This window comes from Natronoarchaeum rubrum, assembly GCF_024494695.1.
This window is the reverse complement of the sequence record NZ_JANHDP010000001.1, coordinates 571,822-587,955: the sequence shown is the minus strand read 5'-3', so window position 1 is coordinate 587,955 and position 16,134 is coordinate 571,822. Positions and strand designations below refer to the sequence as shown.

At 67.1% G+C, this 16,134-nt stretch carries 21 protein-coding genes; 10 read left to right on the top strand and 11 right to left on the bottom strand.

Annotated elements, in window-relative coordinates:
- Window positions 1–28: 28 nt before the first annotated feature.
- From NO931_RS03075 to NO931_RS03050, 6 genes are all read left to right on the top strand, one after another.
- Window positions 29–319, top strand: coding sequence for a 50S ribosomal protein L21e (locus NO931_RS03075; protein WP_256391155.1), 291 nt, complete (start codon window positions 29–31; stop codon window positions 317–319).
- A gap of 1 nt (window position 320) precedes the next feature.
- On the top strand, window positions 321–677 hold the full coding sequence (locus NO931_RS03070) for an RNA polymerase Rpb4 family protein (protein WP_256391154.1): 357 nt from the start codon (window positions 321–323) through the stop codon (window positions 675–677).
- 128 nt (window positions 678–805) lie between these two features.
- Entirely contained in the window at window positions 806–1,387 is a 582-nt protein-coding gene (locus NO931_RS03065; RefSeq protein WP_256391153.1) for a DUF655 domain-containing protein, read from the top strand.
- A 153-nt stretch (window positions 1,388–1,540) separates the two neighbouring features.
- Window positions 1,541–2,380, top strand: coding sequence for a 16S ribosomal RNA methyltransferase A (locus NO931_RS03060; protein WP_256391152.1), 840 nt, complete (start codon window positions 1,541–1,543; stop codon window positions 2,378–2,380).
- Window positions 2,380–3,528 carry a mechanosensitive ion channel family protein gene (locus tag NO931_RS03055; protein ID WP_256391151.1) on the top strand — a complete coding sequence of 383 codons (1,149 nt, stop codon included), beginning with the start codon at window positions 2,380–2,382 and terminating at the stop codon, window positions 3,526–3,528. The genes NO931_RS03060 and NO931_RS03055 overlap by 1 nt, the downstream gene beginning before the upstream one ends.
- Window positions 3,529–4,101 (top strand): HemK2/MTQ2 family protein methyltransferase, encoded by a 573-nt coding sequence (locus NO931_RS03050; protein ID WP_256391150.1) that lies wholly within the window; start codon window positions 3,529–3,531, stop codon window positions 4,099–4,101.
- A 90-nt stretch (window positions 4,102–4,191) separates the two neighbouring features.
- Here the strand turns inward: NO931_RS03050 and NO931_RS03045 are convergent, their stop codons facing one another.
- Window positions 4,192–4,413, bottom strand: coding sequence for a DUF8144 family membrane protein (locus NO931_RS03045; RefSeq protein ID WP_256391149.1), 222 nt, complete (start codon window positions 4,411–4,413; stop codon window positions 4,192–4,194).
- A 155-nt stretch (window positions 4,414–4,568) separates the two neighbouring features.
- On the opposite strand from NO931_RS03045, the gene NO931_RS03040 reads away from it, so the two are divergent.
- Complete coding sequence (locus tag NO931_RS03040; protein WP_256391148.1) at window positions 4,569–5,567, top strand: 5-methyltetrahydropteroyltriglutamate--homocysteine methyltransferase; 999 nt, start codon at window positions 4,569–4,571, stop codon at window positions 5,565–5,567.
- The gene (locus NO931_RS03035; RefSeq protein WP_256391147.1) at window positions 5,564–6,634 is read left to right on the top strand and encodes a methionine synthase; all 1,071 of its coding nucleotides are present in this window, start codon (window positions 5,564–5,566) and stop codon (window positions 6,632–6,634) included. Before NO931_RS03040 ends, NO931_RS03035 begins: the two co-directional genes overlap by 4 nt.
- Window positions 6,635–6,809: 175 nt before the next feature.
- Here the strand turns inward: NO931_RS03035 and NO931_RS03030 are convergent, their stop codons facing one another.
- The 5 genes from NO931_RS03030 to NO931_RS03010 all read right to left on the bottom strand — a co-directional run bounded on the left by NO931_RS03030 (window position 6,810) and on the right by NO931_RS03010 (window position 11,499).
- Complete coding sequence (locus NO931_RS03030; protein WP_256391146.1) at window positions 6,810–7,325, bottom strand: hypothetical protein; 516 nt, start codon at window positions 7,323–7,325, stop codon at window positions 6,810–6,812.
- 66 nt (window positions 7,326–7,391) lie between these two features.
- Window positions 7,392–7,640 carry a hypothetical protein gene (locus tag NO931_RS03025; RefSeq protein WP_256391145.1) on the bottom strand — a complete coding sequence of 83 codons (249 nt, stop codon included), beginning with the start codon at window positions 7,638–7,640 and terminating at the stop codon, window positions 7,392–7,394.
- Between the two features lie 66 nt (window positions 7,641–7,706).
- Complete coding sequence (locus tag NO931_RS03020) at window positions 7,707–9,512, bottom strand: sensor histidine kinase (protein ID WP_256391144.1); 1,806 nt, start codon at window positions 9,510–9,512, stop codon at window positions 7,707–7,709.
- Window positions 9,513–9,691: 179 nt separating this feature from the next.
- Entirely contained in the window at window positions 9,692–11,146 is a 1,455-nt protein-coding gene (locus NO931_RS03015) for a DHH family phosphoesterase (protein ID WP_256391143.1), read from the bottom strand.
- 68 nt (window positions 11,147–11,214) lie between these two features.
- Complete coding sequence (locus NO931_RS03010) at window positions 11,215–11,499, bottom strand: DUF357 domain-containing protein (protein ID WP_256391142.1); 285 nt, start codon at window positions 11,497–11,499, stop codon at window positions 11,215–11,217.
- A 213-nt stretch (window positions 11,500–11,712) separates the two neighbouring features.
- Here NO931_RS03010 and NO931_RS03005 point away from each other — a divergent pair, with 213 nt between their 5' ends.
- Together NO931_RS03005 and NO931_RS03000 are read left to right on the top strand one after the other, a co-directional pair.
- Window positions 11,713–13,059, top strand: a complete 1,347-nt coding sequence (locus NO931_RS03005; protein ID WP_256391141.1) for an FAD-dependent oxidoreductase — start codon at window positions 11,713–11,715, stop codon at window positions 13,057–13,059.
- Between the two features lie 62 nt (window positions 13,060–13,121).
- The gene (locus NO931_RS03000) at window positions 13,122–13,412 is read left to right on the top strand and encodes a DUF7545 family protein (RefSeq protein ID WP_256391140.1); all 291 of its coding nucleotides are present in this window, start codon (window positions 13,122–13,124) and stop codon (window positions 13,410–13,412) included.
- A gap of 36 nt (window positions 13,413–13,448) precedes the next feature.
- On the opposite strand, the gene NO931_RS02995 is transcribed toward NO931_RS03000, so the two are convergent.
- The 5 genes from NO931_RS02995 to NO931_RS02975 all read right to left on the bottom strand — a co-directional run bounded on the left by NO931_RS02995 (window position 13,449) and on the right by NO931_RS02975 (window position 16,096).
- Window positions 13,449–14,108 (bottom strand): 2,5-diamino-6-(ribosylamino)-4(3H)-pyrimidinone 5'-phosphate reductase, encoded by a 660-nt coding sequence (locus NO931_RS02995; RefSeq protein ID WP_256391139.1) that lies wholly within the window; start codon window positions 14,106–14,108, stop codon window positions 13,449–13,451.
- Window positions 14,109–14,184: 76 nt separating this feature from the next.
- Window positions 14,185–14,691 (bottom strand): YciE/YciF ferroxidase family protein, encoded by a 507-nt coding sequence (locus NO931_RS02990; RefSeq protein ID WP_256391138.1) that lies wholly within the window; start codon window positions 14,689–14,691, stop codon window positions 14,185–14,187.
- Window positions 14,692–14,763: 72 nt separating this feature from the next.
- Window positions 14,764–15,234 (bottom strand): plastocyanin/azurin family copper-binding protein, encoded by a 471-nt coding sequence (locus tag NO931_RS02985; RefSeq protein WP_256391137.1) that lies wholly within the window; start codon window positions 15,232–15,234, stop codon window positions 14,764–14,766.
- A 194-nt stretch (window positions 15,235–15,428) separates the two neighbouring features.
- On the bottom strand, window positions 15,429–15,722 hold the full coding sequence (locus NO931_RS02980) for a DUF7521 family protein (protein ID WP_256391136.1): 294 nt from the start codon (window positions 15,720–15,722) through the stop codon (window positions 15,429–15,431).
- Window positions 15,719–16,096 (bottom strand): ArsR/SmtB family transcription factor, encoded by a 378-nt coding sequence (locus NO931_RS02975; RefSeq protein ID WP_256391135.1) that lies wholly within the window; start codon window positions 16,094–16,096, stop codon window positions 15,719–15,721. Before NO931_RS02975 ends, NO931_RS02980 begins: the two co-directional genes overlap by 4 nt.
- Between the last annotated feature and the right edge of the window lie 38 nt (window positions 16,097–16,134).

Genomic DNA, 16,134 nt, shown 5'->3' with positions numbered 1-16,134 from the left:
GCCGAACGGTCAAACCCGGGGTACGACTATGCCAAACTCTAATGGACCCCGCCAAGGCACTCGTAACAAACTCGCCAACCACCCGCGAGACAGCGGCGCGTCCCCGCCCCAGCGCTCGATCCAGGAGTTCGAGGAGGACTCGAAGGTCCACCTCAAGATCGACCCCAGCGTCCCCGACGGGCAGTTCCACCCGCGCTTCAACGGCCACACCGGCACCGTGGTCGGCAAGCAGGGCCGGGCGTTCCAGGTCGAGATCAGCGACAAGGGCAAGACCAAGAAGCTGATCGTCAACCCGGCGCACCTGAAGGCCCAAGAGTAGCATGACGATCTTCAAAGAGAAGATCGACGAGGAGTACCTGACCCTCGCGGAGACCAAGGAGTTGCTCGCTGACGTCGAGGCCGACCGGGCCGCCGACGAGGACCGAGAGATGCGCTACGAGCTCGCGCGGGCGATCGAGCACGTCAACCGCTTTGCCGTGCTCGAACCCGAGGAGGCCGACGAGCTCGTCGACCAGCTGCTCGAACTCGAGAAGGTCGACGAGGCGACGGCCTACAAGATCGCGAACCTCCTCCCTCAGGACCGGGACGAGTTGCGCGCCGTGTACGCCCAGGAGCGGTACTCGCTGTCGGGCGACGAACTCGACGAGATTCTCAACGTCGTCGCGCAGTACGCCTGATAGGGATTGCTCTCACTGGTTCCCGGTGATTGCTGGCCCCCTACTCGCGATCGCCGGTACTTGACGAGAGCAATCCCTATGAAGCGGGCGACCGTTTAAGTGTTCGCTCGCCGTAACGTAGAGGTACGATGAGCCACGCCACCGGCGACGAGTCGACGCCCCGTCGAGCGGTCGTACTCGACACGCTCCCCCACGGCCGTTCGGACGACGACAGGCCCCAGTACCAGAAGCCCCCGCTCGCGTACGCCGTCGCCGAGGACGATTTCCGGCTGTACGAACTCGTCTTCGAGGAAGACTCCGAGGTGAACATCGGTGATCGGGTCACCGTCGCCCCGGCCGACGAACGCGTGGCGATCGACGAACTCAAGCGAGTCCAGTACGGCGACCTCTCCAGCGGCGCCCAGACCGAACTGGAGTACGTCGTCGAGGACGTCGTCGACGAGAACCCCCAGCGGTTCGTCGACTTCTACAACGAGGCCCAGCCGATCACGCTCCGGCTCCACCAACTCAACCTCCTGCCGGGGATCGGCAAGAAGCTGCGCAACTCGATCCTCGACGAGCGAAAGCGCAAGCCCTTCGAGAGCTTCGAGGAACTCGAGGAGCGCGTCGCCGGACTTCACGATCCGGAGGAGGTGCTGGTCGAGCGCATCATCGAGGAGATCCGCGAGGACGACCTGAAGTACCGGACGTTCGTCGACGCCGACCAGTGACGCGCCCGCCGTCGGGTCGCGCGCCGCCGCCGAGCCGACTGATCTCCCGGTCGGTGATGTACGGCCGGACGCCGACGCCGCCGCGCCGTCCCGCTTCTGCCGCGATTCGAGAGTCGGAGCGTTTACCCCGGTCCGTTGCATAGCCGGCAGGAAATGAGAGATCCCGACGGGCTGTTGCGCCGGGCCGGCGTGCGGGGGAACCCGGACCGCGACCAGCACTTTCTGGTCGACGACCGGGTGCTGGACCGACTCCCCGACTACCTCGACGACGCGGATCGCAGTCACCTGCTGGAGATCGGCGCCGGGACGGGCGCGCTGACCGACCGGCTGCTCGCGATCGCCGAGCGCGTGACCGTCGTCGAGCGCGACCCCGAACTCGCCGCCTTTCTTCGCGAGGAGTTCGACGAGGAAATCGCGGCCGGCGACCTGACGGTGATCGAGGGCGACGCGCTGGACGTCGATCTCCCCGACTTCTCGGCCTCGGTTTCGAACCTGCCCTACGGCGTCTCCAGCGAGATCGCCTTCCGCCTGCTCCCCGAGGGGAAGCCGCTCGTCCTGATGTTCCAGAAGGAGTTCGCCGAGCGCATGGCCGCCGACGCCGGCACCGACGACTACGGCCGGCTGTCGGTGACCGCCCAGCACTACGCCGACGTTGAGGTCGTCGAACCCGTCCCGAAGGAGGCGTTCTCGCCGCCGCCGGAGGTCCAAAGCGCCGTCGTCCGGACGACGCCGCGGACGCCCGACTACGAGGTCGACGACGAAGCGTTCTTTTTCGACTTCGTGAAGGCGATCTTCACGCAGCGGCGCAAGACGCTGCGCAACGCGATTCGGAACACGGCCCACATCTCGGGGCTGGACGACGCCGACGCGGTCGTCGACGCCGTCGACGAGGACCTGCTCCGGCGGCGTCCCGGAACGCTTGCGCCCGCAGAGTTCGCCGAACTGGCGGTGATCGCCAGAGATAACGGCTTCGAGCAGGGTGAGAGCGGCTGATGTTCGGTGGGGGGGTCGTGCCCGCGCTCGACGCGGGCTTGCTCGGCGTCGGCGAGACGGTCACGACCGATCGCGGACGAGCGATCGTCTCGGTCGCCGCTCTGGCGGTCGCGGTCCTCACCGCGTTCCTCGCACGCCGCGGACGGGATCTCCTCGCCGAGCGGCTTCGTCCGGCCGTCGCCGACGTCGCCATCCCGTTCGGAGTCATCACGGTGTTCGCCACCGCCGTCACCGTGATCCTCGACGCGTGGGGGCTAAGTAACGACGTCCTCGACGCCATCGGCGAGCCGAGCGGAGCGCAACTCGGTCAGTTGATGGTGACGGGCATCGTCGTCGTCGGCGGCTACGTCGTCACCAGCGCGATCCGACGACTGCTCGACGATCTGATCGGTCGGAGCGACGCCGTCACCGACCATCAGCGCGAGGTCACCTATCGGCTCTCGCAGCTGGTGGTCTGGATCCTCGCGGGGATCTCCGTGCTCGGCGTCTGGCAGGTCAACCTCGAAGGGCTGCTGATCGGTGCGGGGTTCCTCGGGATCGTCGTCGGTATGGCCGCCCGCCAGACGCTCGGTGCCCTGCTCGCCGGCTTCGTCCTGATGCTCTCGCGGCCGTTCGAGATCGGCGACTGGATCGAGATCGGGCCCGACGGTCAGGAGGGGATCGTCAAGGACATCACGATGATGAACACCCGGATCCAGACGTTCGACGGCGAGTACGTGATGGTTCCCAACGACGTGATCGGCAGCCAGTCGCTCACCAACCGATCCCGCAAGGGCCGGCTGCGCCTGGAAGTCGAGGTGGGCGTCGACTACGACGCCGACGTGGATCGGGCGGTCGAGTTGGCGGACGACGCGGTCGGGGACATCGAGGAGTCGCTCGACGTGCCGAGCCCGGAGACGGTGGTCAAACGCTTCGCCGACTCCTCGGTCGTCCTCGGCGTCCGCTTCTGGATCGACAACCCGAGCGCGCGGCGCCGCTGGCGCGCCCGCACCGCGGCCATCAGCGAGGTCAAGGACGCCTTCGACGAGGCGGGCATCACGATCCCGTTCCCGCAGCGCACCGTCGGCGGCCGCGTCGACGGCGGCCGAGACTCGCAGGTCGGCGGCGAGACGCCGGTCGCCGAGTCGCCGCCCGGGGGTGACGAGTAAGTGGACCTCGCCGAGCGCCGCGGCGTCGAGACCGAGGTGTACCAGCCCGCCGAGGATTCGGGCCTGCTCGCCGCCGAAGCCGAATCGCGCGTCGACGCCGACGATCGCGTGCTGGAAGTCGGCACCGGATCGGGCTACGTCGCCGAGCGCGTCGCCGAGGAGACGGGCGCGACCGTCCTCGCGTCGGACCTCAACCCTCACGCCTGCCGGCAGGCCCGCGAGCGCGGCCTCGACGCCGTGCGCGCCGATCTGACGACGCCGTTCCGCGAGTCGGCGTTCGACGCCGTCCTGTTCAATCCGCCCTACCTGCCGGTCGACGAGCTGGCCGAGCGCGACGACTGGATGGAGATCGCGCTGTCGGGCGGCGAGACGGGGCGCGAGGTGATCGAGGCGTTTCTCGACGACGTCGGGCGCGTCCTCGCGCCGGAGGGCCGGATTTTCCTGCTGGTCAGCAGTTTAACGGGCGTCGACGAAGTCGTCGACCGCGCCGCCACTGCGGGTTTCAGCGCCGCGGCGCTCCGCGACGAGTCGTACCCCTTCGAGACGCTGACGGTGCTGAAGCTGGTGCGGTGAGGAGCGTTCGTCGCAGCGTACGACCGTCATCGCGCCTCACGGGGGCGCCGCGGCGCCGTCGCGTCCCGCGGGAACCGCACGGTGCGACTCTCAGGCCGCCGAGAACGAGGCGTCGTAGCGGCCGTACCAGACCGCGAACGCGATGAAGACGGCGAGGGCGCCGACCGCCGTTCCGATCCAGACTCCGAAGGGAAGGCCCGCCGTCGAGAGAGACCAGCCGACCGCGCCGCCTCCCAGCACCATCCCGAAGACGACGGCCAGACCGAGCAAGAATCGGGTGACGAAGTTGTTCTCCACCGGATTTCGTTCCATACGCCGGGTTCTCGCCAGCGCAAGATAAAACGGGTCCATGATATCCGAGCCACGGCGTGCCGGGCCGATTCGGGGACGGTCGATGCCGCGAGATTACTACAGAGCATTAATCCGAATAGGAAATATTAAAGCCCGTCATTTCGTAGCCAGTGGTGATGACAGAACTCGTAGCGACGTCCCCCGGCCTCTATCCGTTGCCGGACTGGGCGAAGGAGGAACTCGCCGACCTCAAGGGTCGGCAGAAGCACGACCTGATCAGCGGCGACGAGGGCGAGGAGATCGTCGACGCGTACGAGCGCGCCCGAGAGGAGGTCGTCGGCGTCCAGGAGTCGGCCGGCCTCGACCGGATCGTCGAGGGGCAGCTGCGCTGGGACGACATGCTGGCTCACCCGCTTGCGGTCCACGACAGCGTCGAGACGCGCGGGATCGTCCGCTACTACGACAACAACAACTTCTACCGCGACCCCGCGGTGCAAGGCGAGCTCGACTTCGACGGCGACGTCGCCGCCGAACTTGAGGCGACCGCCGAGCTGACCGACGAGTCGCTCCAGGCCGTCCTGCCCGGCCCGTACTCGCTGGCCGACCTCGCGACCGACGAGCACTACGGCGACGACGCCGAGTTCCTCGCGGCGATCGGCGACTTTCTGGCGGGCGAGGTCGACGCCTTCCCTGACGTCGAGACGCTCACGCTGCTCGAACCCTCGCTCGTCGAGAACGCGCCGGAGGACGGCGAGGACGAGCGAGCGTCGGAAGCCATCGACGCCGTGGCGTCCGCGATCGACGCCGACGTCGTCGTCCAGCCGTACTGGGGCGCCCTGGAGGAGAAGGTGTACGCCCACCTGCTCGACGCCGACATCGACGCCGTCGGTTTCGACTTCGTCGCCAACAAGGAGCAGAACATCTACAACATCAACGAGTACGGCGCGACCGACGACGTCGCGCTCGGGCTGGTCGACGGGCAGAACACGCTCGTCGAGACGCCCGAGACGATCCGCGAACGCGTGGAGTGGATCGACGACCAGACGCCCGGCGCCGACTTCGAGCGCGCCTACCTGACCTCGAACACCGAGCTGTTCTACCTGCCGGTCAACAAGTCCGAGGCCAAGCTCGAGGCGCTCGGCGAAGCGGCCGACATCGCGGAGGTGAAAGCATGACTAACGAGAACAAGGACCAGTTCAAGCCCGCCGATCACCCGAACGACCACTTCATCATGACGACCGTCGTCGGCTCCTACCCGAAGCCGAAGTGGCTCAACCGGATGCAGGACCTGTACGAACAGGACGACGGTCCCGTCGACGAAGACGACTGGCAGGAGGCGCAGGACGACGCCGCCCGCCTGATCACCGAGGAGCACGAGCGCTCCGGACTGGACGTGATCGTCGACGGCGAGATGCGCCGCAACGAGATGGTCGAGTTCTTCGCCGACCGGATCGAGGGCTACGAGTTCAACGGCCCCGTCAAGGTCTGGGGTCACAACACGTTCGACAAGCCCAGCGTCGTCACCGACGTCGAGTACGACGAGTCCTGGCTGGTCGACGAGTACGAGTTCACCGCCGACGTGGCCGACAAGCCCGTGAAGGTGCCGATCACCGGCCCCTACACGCTCGCGTCGTGGTGTTTCAACGAGGCCTACGAGGACGACGCCCCGCTCGCGAACGATCTGGCCGACCTCGTCAACGAGGAGATCGAGAAGCTCGTCGACGCCGGCTGTCGCTACATCCAGATCGACGAGCCCGCGCTCGCGACGACGCCCGACGACCACCAGATCGTCGGCGACGCCCTCGAACGCATCGTCGACGACATCCCTGAGGAGGTCCGGATCGGCCTGCACGTTTGCTACGGCGACTACTTCCGGATCTACCCCGAGATTCTGGAGTTCCCCGTCGACGAGTTCGACCTCGAACTCGCCAACGGCGACTACGAGCAGCTCGACGTGTTCAAGGACCCCGAGTTCACGGCCGACCTCGCGCTGGGCGTCACCGACGTCCACGTCGCCGAGGCCGAGTCCGTCGAGCAGATCAAGGAGAACATCAAGAAGGGTCTGGAAGTCGTGCCGCCGGAGCAACTCGTCGTCTCGCCCGACTGCGGCGTCAAGCTGCTGCCCCGCGACGTCGCCTACGGCAAGATGGAGAACATGGTCAAGGCCGCACGCGAGGTCGAGGCCGAACTCGACGCCGGCGAGATCGACGTCGAGGCGGCGCCGGCCAGCGCGGACGACTGACGCGCGGTTCGGAGCGAGTGCAAACGAGCGAGAACCGCGAAAACGCGAGCGGGGAGGAACGACCCGCGAGCGAACCGGCTGAGCGTCTCATCGCGAAGCCGCGATCTCGGCGCTGATTAGCGCCGACGACTGACGCGCGGTCCCACAGCCCGCGAAACGTAGGTCGAGGCCCAACTCAAGATTCCTCGACGGTCAGTTCGAGTTCCCAGTCGTAGGGGCCGAACCACTCGCCGTCTTCTCTCCAGCGAACGCGCGATTCGAACCCGTAAGTTCCCGCTGGGAAGCACCGTTGCTCGCGCGGTTGCATCAGCGGGACGTACTCGGTGCAAAACGCTTCGCCGGGGTCGATCGTCACGCCGCGCGTCGTGTCGTAGCCGACAAATCGCGTGTGGGCCCGCCAGCACCCGTCCGCTTCGGGCGAGTCGGGGATCAGCAAGTGCTCTTTCGGCGCGTGGTTTTCCTCGTACTCGGGCGGGATAATGAACAGCTCTGCCGGTCCGGATTCGTTTTTCATGCCGTGGAACGGCGGCGGCGTGCCGAATGTAAACCGTCGCGACGAGGACGCCTCGTTTCGGACGCACAGTTCGACCACCGCGGGAGACTCGGGCGACATCTGCGACGCGACGGACGCGGACGTGCTAACGTCGCAGTCGGGGAACGCGTCGTCGGCTTCGATAGTCGGGAACGACATAGCGGACGCTCTGTGTTGCGATTGTGGTTTGTGGGCCGAAATAAATTCGTGTCGGCTGCCCTCGGTCTATTCGCCCAGCGCGGCGTTCGCGAGTCGCGCGCGATAGCGCGGCCCGGCGTCGCGACCGGGCGGCGCGCGCCACAGGCGGTCGACGGTGAAGATCGAGACCTCGACGGCGTACGAATCGAGTCGACTGGCGATCGGTGCGGAGGAGTTGCTAGTCGCCGGAGCGGCGTCGAGTGCGCGGCCGAGTACGGAGCCACCAGCGAGCACGCCGCCGAGGGCAGTTAACGTGTGTCTGCGTGAGCGGGGCACTGTGCGGTCGCTGCCAAACGACTTCCGGAGTACTACAAGTGCTTTCTGTGTCGCCGTGCGCCGGCGCTAGCTCGGACTCGATCCGTCGGCGAACGGATCGTCCACGTCGCCGATCACGTCGGCGTCCGGCTCGGGATTCTCTATCGGCTCCGCGTCGTCGATTCCGTCGGACGCCGCGTCGTCCGCGTCGATCGCCCGCGGGAGCCGGATCGTGATCGTCGTCCCGTCGTCGACGCCGATGTCGAGCGAGCCCCGCGAGGCCCGAACGGTCCAGCTGACCAGCCAGAGGCCGAGCCCGCTGCCGTGTTCCAGCGCCGTCTCGCGGCCGCGTTCGAGGACGACTCGCTCGGGGTCCGGGAGTCCGGGGCCGTTGTCGACGACCGCCAGCTCGATCCACTCGCCGTCGCGTTCGAGGGTGATCTCGACGCGCGGCGTCGCCGCGTCGTTGTGTTCCAGCGCGTTCTCGACGACCTCGAACAGCGCTTCCTCCAGCGAGACGTGGGCGCTGACCACCGCGCGCTCGGGCAGGTCGGCGTCGATCTCGGCCTCGGGGTAGGTGTCGCGCAGGTCGTCGAGCACCGCGTCGAGCGCCCGGACGACGTCGACGGGCGCGTCGCTGCTGTCGGCCGGCGCCAGCGTCCGCTCGATCGATCGAGCCTGGTTGCTCCAGTCGACCAGATCGCGGGCGGCCGACTCGATAGCGTCGGCGTGATCGAGCGAGTCGTCGTCCTCGACGGTATCTTCGAGGAAGTCGGCGTGGCCGAGGATTTTGTTGGTCTCCTGGCGGACGTTGTGGCGCAGCACGCGGTGGAGCACGTCGAGGCGCTGCTCCCGGAGCAGCCGGTCGGTGACGTCGTGGAACGTGATCAGCCGGCCCAGCTGGTGGCGACGGCCGCGCTCGATCGGCCGGGACGTGATCTCGAAGTATCGCTCGTGACCGCCGACCCGAAACACGACTTCGTCGATGGTCTCGGGCGGGCCGTCGAGCGGTTCGAGATCGCCCGCCAGCGCGGGAAACAACTGGGCGAACGGGTCGCCCCGTGGGTCGACGCCGTCGTCCAGCAGCGATCCGGCGGCCTCGTTGTAGTCGACGACGCGACCGCCGGCGTCGATGATCACCACGCCGTCTGAGACCTGCTCGAACGCGACGCCGTGGGCGACCGTCGGCGCGACCGGGGGCACCTCGAACAGGTCCTTCTCGAAGAGCGCCCACACGCCGACCGCGCCCGAAAAGGCGTAGGCGTACGGCGTCGGATCGACGGGGATCGGGAGCGACCCGCCGAGAAACGCGAGATTCACGACGACCGGCGCTGCGATAGAGGCCAACACGGCGACGGTCCGCGGGCGGTAGCGCTCGGGCACCGTCAGCATCAGGTGGACCAGTATCGCCGTTCCGAGGACCACCAGCGCGTAGGAGTACGCGACGTGGAGCCAGAAGCCGACCCCCGGCGTCAGAAACACCGTCGTGACCTCGCCGACCGTGACCAGCTCGTGGTCCGCGTAGAACAGTCCGTTGCGGTGGGTCGTCCAGACGAGCGCCAGCGCCGCGAGCGGTTCGATCGACAGCGCCGCGACCGACCGCCGGGTGAGCCACCGGTCCCGCCCCGTGTAGTCGAGCGCGAACGCGAACCACCCGGTCGGCACGAGGACGATGCCGAAGTACTGGGCGTACACCCAGGCGTACGACCACGTCGCGCTCTCGCTCGCGGCGGCGAACGCCGTGGCCAGCGCCCACACCGCGGCACCGAGGTTGAAGACGCCGAACGGGATCGCTCCGGGGTTCGGACGGCTCCGCCAGGCGTAGCCCGCGACGAGCAGACAGACCCCGGCGACGGGGAGCAGCGTCAGCGTGTAGATGTTCGTGAGTGTCATGGGGCGCTCTCCGGCGGCGATCGATCGACCGTTCGTAGCTTTCTATCGATGAGTCATATAACGTTTCTGGGGAAATCGCCGGATCGATGCCGCTACGGAGCGTCGCGATCCCCTGCGAGGGCGAGCAGTCGGACGGCCCCGGTCCGATCGACGGCCGGGCCGATGTCCAGAAAAGAGCGTTATCCGCCGTTCGAGCCGTCGCCGCTCTCGACACCCATCGCGTCGAACAGTTTGCTCTTGACAGCTTCCTCGGTCAGCGCAAGGAGAGTGTCGCGGTTCTCCTCGTTGGTCTCGATGCCGGTGAAGATGCCCAGCGGAATCTCCGCGCTGGCCTGCGTCGAGTGGCCCGCGGCTTCGCCGATCTCGCCGTAGGCGTCCTGTAGCACCTTGCCGATGTTCATCCGGATGTCCTTCGAGCGCGCTGCGAGGTAGATCGTGTCGTCGGCGATGCCGAACACGCCCGTCGTGGTGATCCCCACCAGGTTCAGGAGGTGCTGTGCGGCCTGGGTCAGCGCATCCCGGTCGCGGATGAACCCGGCGTTCGAGACGAGGTGGCTTCCCTGAACTTCGCGGCTCGTGATCGCCTCGGCGAGCACGTCCAGCGTCTCGGGCGACATCGACGGCGACTCGACCTGTTCGAGGGTGTCGTGGTTTGCGAACGGGTAGAGGTACGCCGCGGCGGTCAGATCCGCCGGATTGGTGTCGCGCTTGAAATCGAGCGTCTCGGCCCGGATCCCGTACAGGAGGGCGGTGGCGACCTCCTCGCCGACGTTCATGTCGAACTCCTGAATGTACTTCGTCATGATCGTCGACGTCGAGGACATGTTCGGGCGCACGTCGACGAACGCGGCGTCGTAGTCGACGTCGGGCTCGTAGTGGTCGATCAGCACGTCGATGTCCAGATCGACCTGGAACTCCGCGGACTTGGCGTGGTCGACCAGCGCGATCGTGTCGTACTGGTCGACCTCTTCGACCTCGTCCCAGTCGTTGAGTTCGATCCCCAGCAGGTTCGCGAACGCGCGGTTCTCCTGGTGGCCGATGTCGCCCATGTAGAAGATGTCGGCCTCGATATCGAGGTGGGCGGCGACAGCTTGCAGGGCGGTCGCGCTCGCGATCGAGTCGGGGTCGGGGTTGTCGTGGGTGAGGATCGCCATCCGGTCGCGCGTCTCCTCGATCACGTCGGAGAGCTGGCGGGCCTTGTGTTCGAGTTCGCCCGACTCCAGCGATCGCAGCGCGAAGTCGGCGATCACCGACGAGGGGTTGATCACGACGTCGGCGCCGAGTTCGCTGAGTTCGTCGCCCGAGACGGGGTCGCTCGCGCGGACGACGATGAACTGATCGTCGCCGTCCTCGCGGATCTGCTCGACCGCCGCCTTGTTCGCCTCGACGTCCGAGGACATGATCAACACGACCTCCCGGTCGGCGATCTCGTCGACGATCGACTCGTCGCGGATGTCGGCGGTCCGGGCGTTCAGGTCCTGGTCGCGCAGCGCCTCGACGCGCCCCTCGTCGCGGTCGATGATGAGCACGTCCTTACCCTGCTCGACCAACTCCTCGGCGACGACGTGGCCGACGCTGCCGCAACCCAAGATGGCGTAGTCCGACGTCGAGGAGATCGTGACCCCTGCACTCATGTGACCGACACCTTGCGGGGGCCACTACTTAACAATCCCGAAGAAGTGAGCGCCCGCCGACAGCAGTTTCAAACGGTGAACAGGTGACCCTCGGTCGGCACGTCGAACAGACCGATCCGGGCGCCGGCGTCGAGCCACGCGTGGCCGTAGGAAAACGACGCCAGCGCGTTCACGAGATCGTCGTTCTCGCGGAAATGTCGGCCGTCTTCGAGGTACGACGCCGCCATCTCGCGACACTCCAAAGCGGCGTCGTGCAGCGGCGTCCCCTCGGCCGGTGCGATCTCGGCGGCGTCGAGCGCCTCGGCGAGCAGGCCCTCGTAGCGGTCGGTCTTCTCGTCGATGTCGGCTGCCATGCGAGTGTGGTGGGCGGTCGCCGGGGAAAGCGCTTCGGCTGTCGGGTCGCCGGGCGCCAGAGCGCCGCCGCTGTTTGCGCTGTTTCGTCGAGCACTGTTTCGTCCCCTGGGCACCGTTACCGTAGGTTCTGGCACGTACGAGTCAGTACCCAAAATGCGGTCCGATCGCACAACAACGCAAGCTAAATACCCCCAGCGTAGCAACGTCCTGGCATGAGCGACGAGCCACGGGTGGAGATCTATACGAAGGAAAACTGCTCGTACTGCGAGAAGGCCAAGGACCTGTTCGACGCCAAGGGCGTCGACTACGAGGAGTACAACGTGACGGGCGACGACGAGCTGTTCGAGGAGATGGTCGAGCGAGCCGACGGCCGCAAGACCGCACCCGAGGTGTTCGTCGACGACGAGCTGATCGGCGGCTGGGACGACACGAGCGCGCTCGACGAGACCGGCGAGCTCGACGAGAAACTCGGACTTACCGAGGATGATAACGACGAAATCGTCGAGCACCGCACGCTCGTCGTCGCCGGAACCGGGATCTCCGGGCTCACTGCCGCGATCTACGCCGGCCGGTCGAACAACGACCCGCTGGTCATCGAGGGCGACGAGCCCGGCGGCCAGCTCACCCTGACGACCGACGTGGCGAACTACCCCGGCTTCCCCGAGGGGATCAGCGGCCCCGAGCTGGTCAACAACATGAAAGAGCAGGCTCGGAAGTTCGGCGCCGACCTGAAAAACGGCGTCATCGAGTCGGTCGACGACTCCTCGCGGCCGTTCCGCGTCGAGCTGAAAAACGGTGACGTGTACACGGCCGACGCCGTGATCGCCGCCAGCGGCGCGAGCGCCCGGACGCTCGGCGTCCCCGGCGAGGACGAGCTGATGGGCTACGGCCTCTCGACGTGTGCGACCTGCGACGGCGCCTTCTTCCGCGACGAGGACATGATCGTCGTCGGTGGCGGCGACGCCGCGATGGAGGAAGCGAGCTTCCTGACGAAGTTCGCCGACACGGTCTATCTGGTCCACCGCCGCGAGGAGTTCCGCGCCGAGGACTACTGGGTCGACCGCGTGCAAGAGCAGGTCGAAGACGACGACATCGAGATCCTGCGCAACACCGAGGTCACCGAGCTCCACGGCAGCGAGGAAGCCGGCGTCGAGGAGGTATCGCTGGTCGAACACCCCGAGGGCCACCCGACCGACAAGCTCGACGATCCCGAGTACGCCGAGGAGGTCGACGAGTTCGAGATGGACGTCGGCGCCGTGTTCTACGCCATCGGCCACACGCCCAACACCGGCTACCTCGAAGGGACCGGCGTGGAGATGGACGAGGACGGCTACCTGAAGACCAAGGGCGGCTTCGGCGGCGGCCAGACCGCCACCGACGTGCCCGGCATCTTCGGCGCGGGCGACGTCGTCGACTACCACTACCAGCAGGCGGTCACCGCGGCTGGCATGGGTTGCAAGGCCGCGATCGACGCCGACGAGTACCTCGAAGAGCGAACCGAAGCCGGCGACGCCGAGGCGTCGACCGAGGACGCCGCGCTGGCCGAGTCCGACGACTGATCGGCGAGGACGCCGCGGCAGAAGAACACCCCTCTTTTACGCCGCGACGCCGAAGCGTCGGTATGGCATCCGACGAAACGACGTTCACGATCGAGGCCGACGACGGATCGAGCGACGAGCTGTCCATCCCGACCGACATGCTGGAGCTGCTGGCCGAGGAGGACGGCGAGTCGCCAGCTCAGATCGTCGGCGACCTCGCGCTGATCAGCTGCGCTCAGCGCATCCACGGCGCCGTCCACCACGGGCAGGGCGAGGCCGGTCCCGAGATCAAGGAGATCGAGGAGGAGACGCTGGACCGCTTCGAGGAGCGGTTCGGCCAGACGTTCGGCGAGATGACCGGCCACGACCACTGATCGCCGCCGATCCGAAGCCGATTCTTCCGACGACGGTCACGCGCTCCAGGTGAGCACGACGCCGTCGTCGAGCCGTTCGACGCCCTCCAGCGTCAGCTCCGGAAACTCGTCGACGAACCCCTCACCGTCGGCCAGCGTCGGCGCGTCGCGACCGCCGATGAGCGTCGGACCGACGAACGCCGACAGCTCGTCGACGAGCCCGGCATCGAACAGCGAGAAGATGAGTTCGCCGCCGCCCTCGACCATCAGCCGCTCGACTCCGGCGGATTCCAGTTTCTCGAACGCCGCCGGGAGCGCGACGCGGTCCGCGCCGGCGCGAACGATCTCGGCGCCGCTCGCGCGAAGCGCGTCGACGCGCTCGTCGGGCGCGGCGTCGGCCACGAGGACGTACGTCGTCGCCGCGTCGTCGAGGATCCGGGCGTCGGTCGGCGTCCGCGCGCGGGAGTCGGCGACGACGCGGGCCGGGTTCGCCGGTTCCCCCTGATCGACCCGGCGCTCGCGTCGCTCCGACTCGTCGAGCGTCAGGCTCGGATCGTCGGCCAGCACCGTCCCGACGCCGACCATCACCGCGTCGCTGTCGGCCCGCAGCCGGTCGACTCGGTCGAAGTCCTCGGGCCCGCTGATCGCGATCTGCTTGCGGCGTCGCGACGAGAGCTTTCCGTCGACGCTGGTCGCTGCGTTGACGACGACGTGCACGTCCGGACGCTCTCGCTCGGCGACGAAAACAGCTTCGGGACGCGCGACCCTGCGCGAGGTCGGTCGGGTCGACGACTCAGCGAAGCTTCGCCAGCAGCTTGCCGAATCGCGATTCCTCGCCGATCGCGCTCAGTTTTTGTTTGGCGTCCTCCTCCTCGTCCAGCGTCTCTTCGAGCGGTTCGGTGACGTCCTCGTCGTAGTCGAGTTCGTCGGCCATCCGGAGCAGCGACTCGTACTGTTCGATCTCGACGGCCTCTATCCGGCGGCCGATCGCGACCGAGTGGGAGTCGACCAGGTCGGGGTCGTCGGTCGCCTCGACGACCCGCTGGCGGTCCGCGGCGAGGCCGTCCAGCGTCGCGCTGCGCTCGCTGTGGCTGGACGCGCCGATCGCGCGGAACGCGTCTTCGAGCCGGGTGGCGTGCTCGCGGGTCTCCTCGCGGTGGTCGGCGAACGCCTCCTTGATCTCATCGTTCCGCGACTCCAGGGCCAGTTCGTCGAGCACGTCGATCAGCTCGGTCTCGACGTAGTACAGCGCGGCGAGTTCGTGCTCGAAGAGGTCTTCGAGCGTATCGATGTCGGTCATGGCATAGGCTACGCCGCCCGCAAAGTAATAGTTCGGAGAAAGAACCGCACGAAAGTCCGGCGGCGTCGGATCCTATTCGACGATGATCGTGCCGGTCATCCCCGAGCCCTCGTGGGGCTCGCAGACGTACTCGTAGGTGCCCGCGACCTCGAAGGTGTACTCGTAGGTGTGGCCCGAATCGAAGGTATCGGTCTCGCCGGACCAGTCCGCGTCGCTCGGCTGGGACGTCGGGACGACGTTGTGGAAGTTCGAGTCCCACTCGAACGTGACGGTGGTTCCCGTCGAAACCGTCAGCTCCTCGGGATCGAACGTGAAGTCGCCGCCCGGGCCGACGATGACGGTGGAGCCACCGCCTCCGCCGTCACCGCTACCGTCGCTGCTGTCGCTGCTACCGTTGTTGTTCCCGCCGTCGTCGTTATTTCCATCGGCGGGCTCGGCATCGTCGCCGCTGCTCGTACAGCCTGCCAGCGCGGGCACCGCGGCCGACGCCGCTGCGATACTGACGAACCGCCGTCGGGAAACCCCGTCCGTTCGATCTGTCATTGTCTCCATCTGAGCGTAGCCGCCGGACACTGTTAACGGGGAAAGCCAATTCTCACGTCGTAGGAATCGGCTCGCAGTTCGCACTTAAACGACTGCAATGTGAAGGGTAACGGCTACACGGACGGACGAACCGGCCGATACGGCTGGCCCGCTTAAGTAGAATCGCCGGGGTCGGACGCGATGCGCGCCGGCGTTTACCGCGTGTACAGCGAGTACGCGATCACGAGAAAGCCGGCCAGTACGAGCACGCTCTCGGTGAGGACGCCCACAGCGAGCGACATCCCGATCACGTCGGCGACCACGCCGGCGAGGAACGTTCCCATGGTTATCAGGCCGAAGCCAAGCGCCAGCGCTCCGAGCGATCTGCTGTCGGTGCGACGGTACGCCCTGAACGCGAAGTACGTAATGACCCCGCCAGTGATCAGTATCAGTGTCTTGACGACCGCCATCGCCGTCGTTACCGCCGGTCCCGCAGTGCCGTGTGTCATAGTTCTTTGCTCACCTCCGACCACATGTCCGCGAGCCGCTCGTCGGCCGTGCGCGCCGGGCGGCTGACGTCGACTTCGAGGCTGCGATCGTCTTCGAGGACGAGTCGCACCTCGTCGAACGCGATCTCGTAGCGCGTCGTGTGGTGCCCGTCGCCGCGCACCTCCGTCAGCTCGTCGAGCAGCGTCGCGTCCGACATGGTGTCGAGCTTCCGGTAGATGGTCGACAGCGGAATCTCACATTCGTCGGACAGTTCGCTCGCGGTCATGGGTTCCTCAAGTTGCCGGATGATCGTCCGGCAGTCGGGATCTTCCAGCGCCCCGAGGAGCTCGTCTGCATCGGGGACGTCCTCGTCGGAAAACGGATCCCGTACCATCCTATCGTCCATGGTCGGTTGGGCCATATAAATGGTCT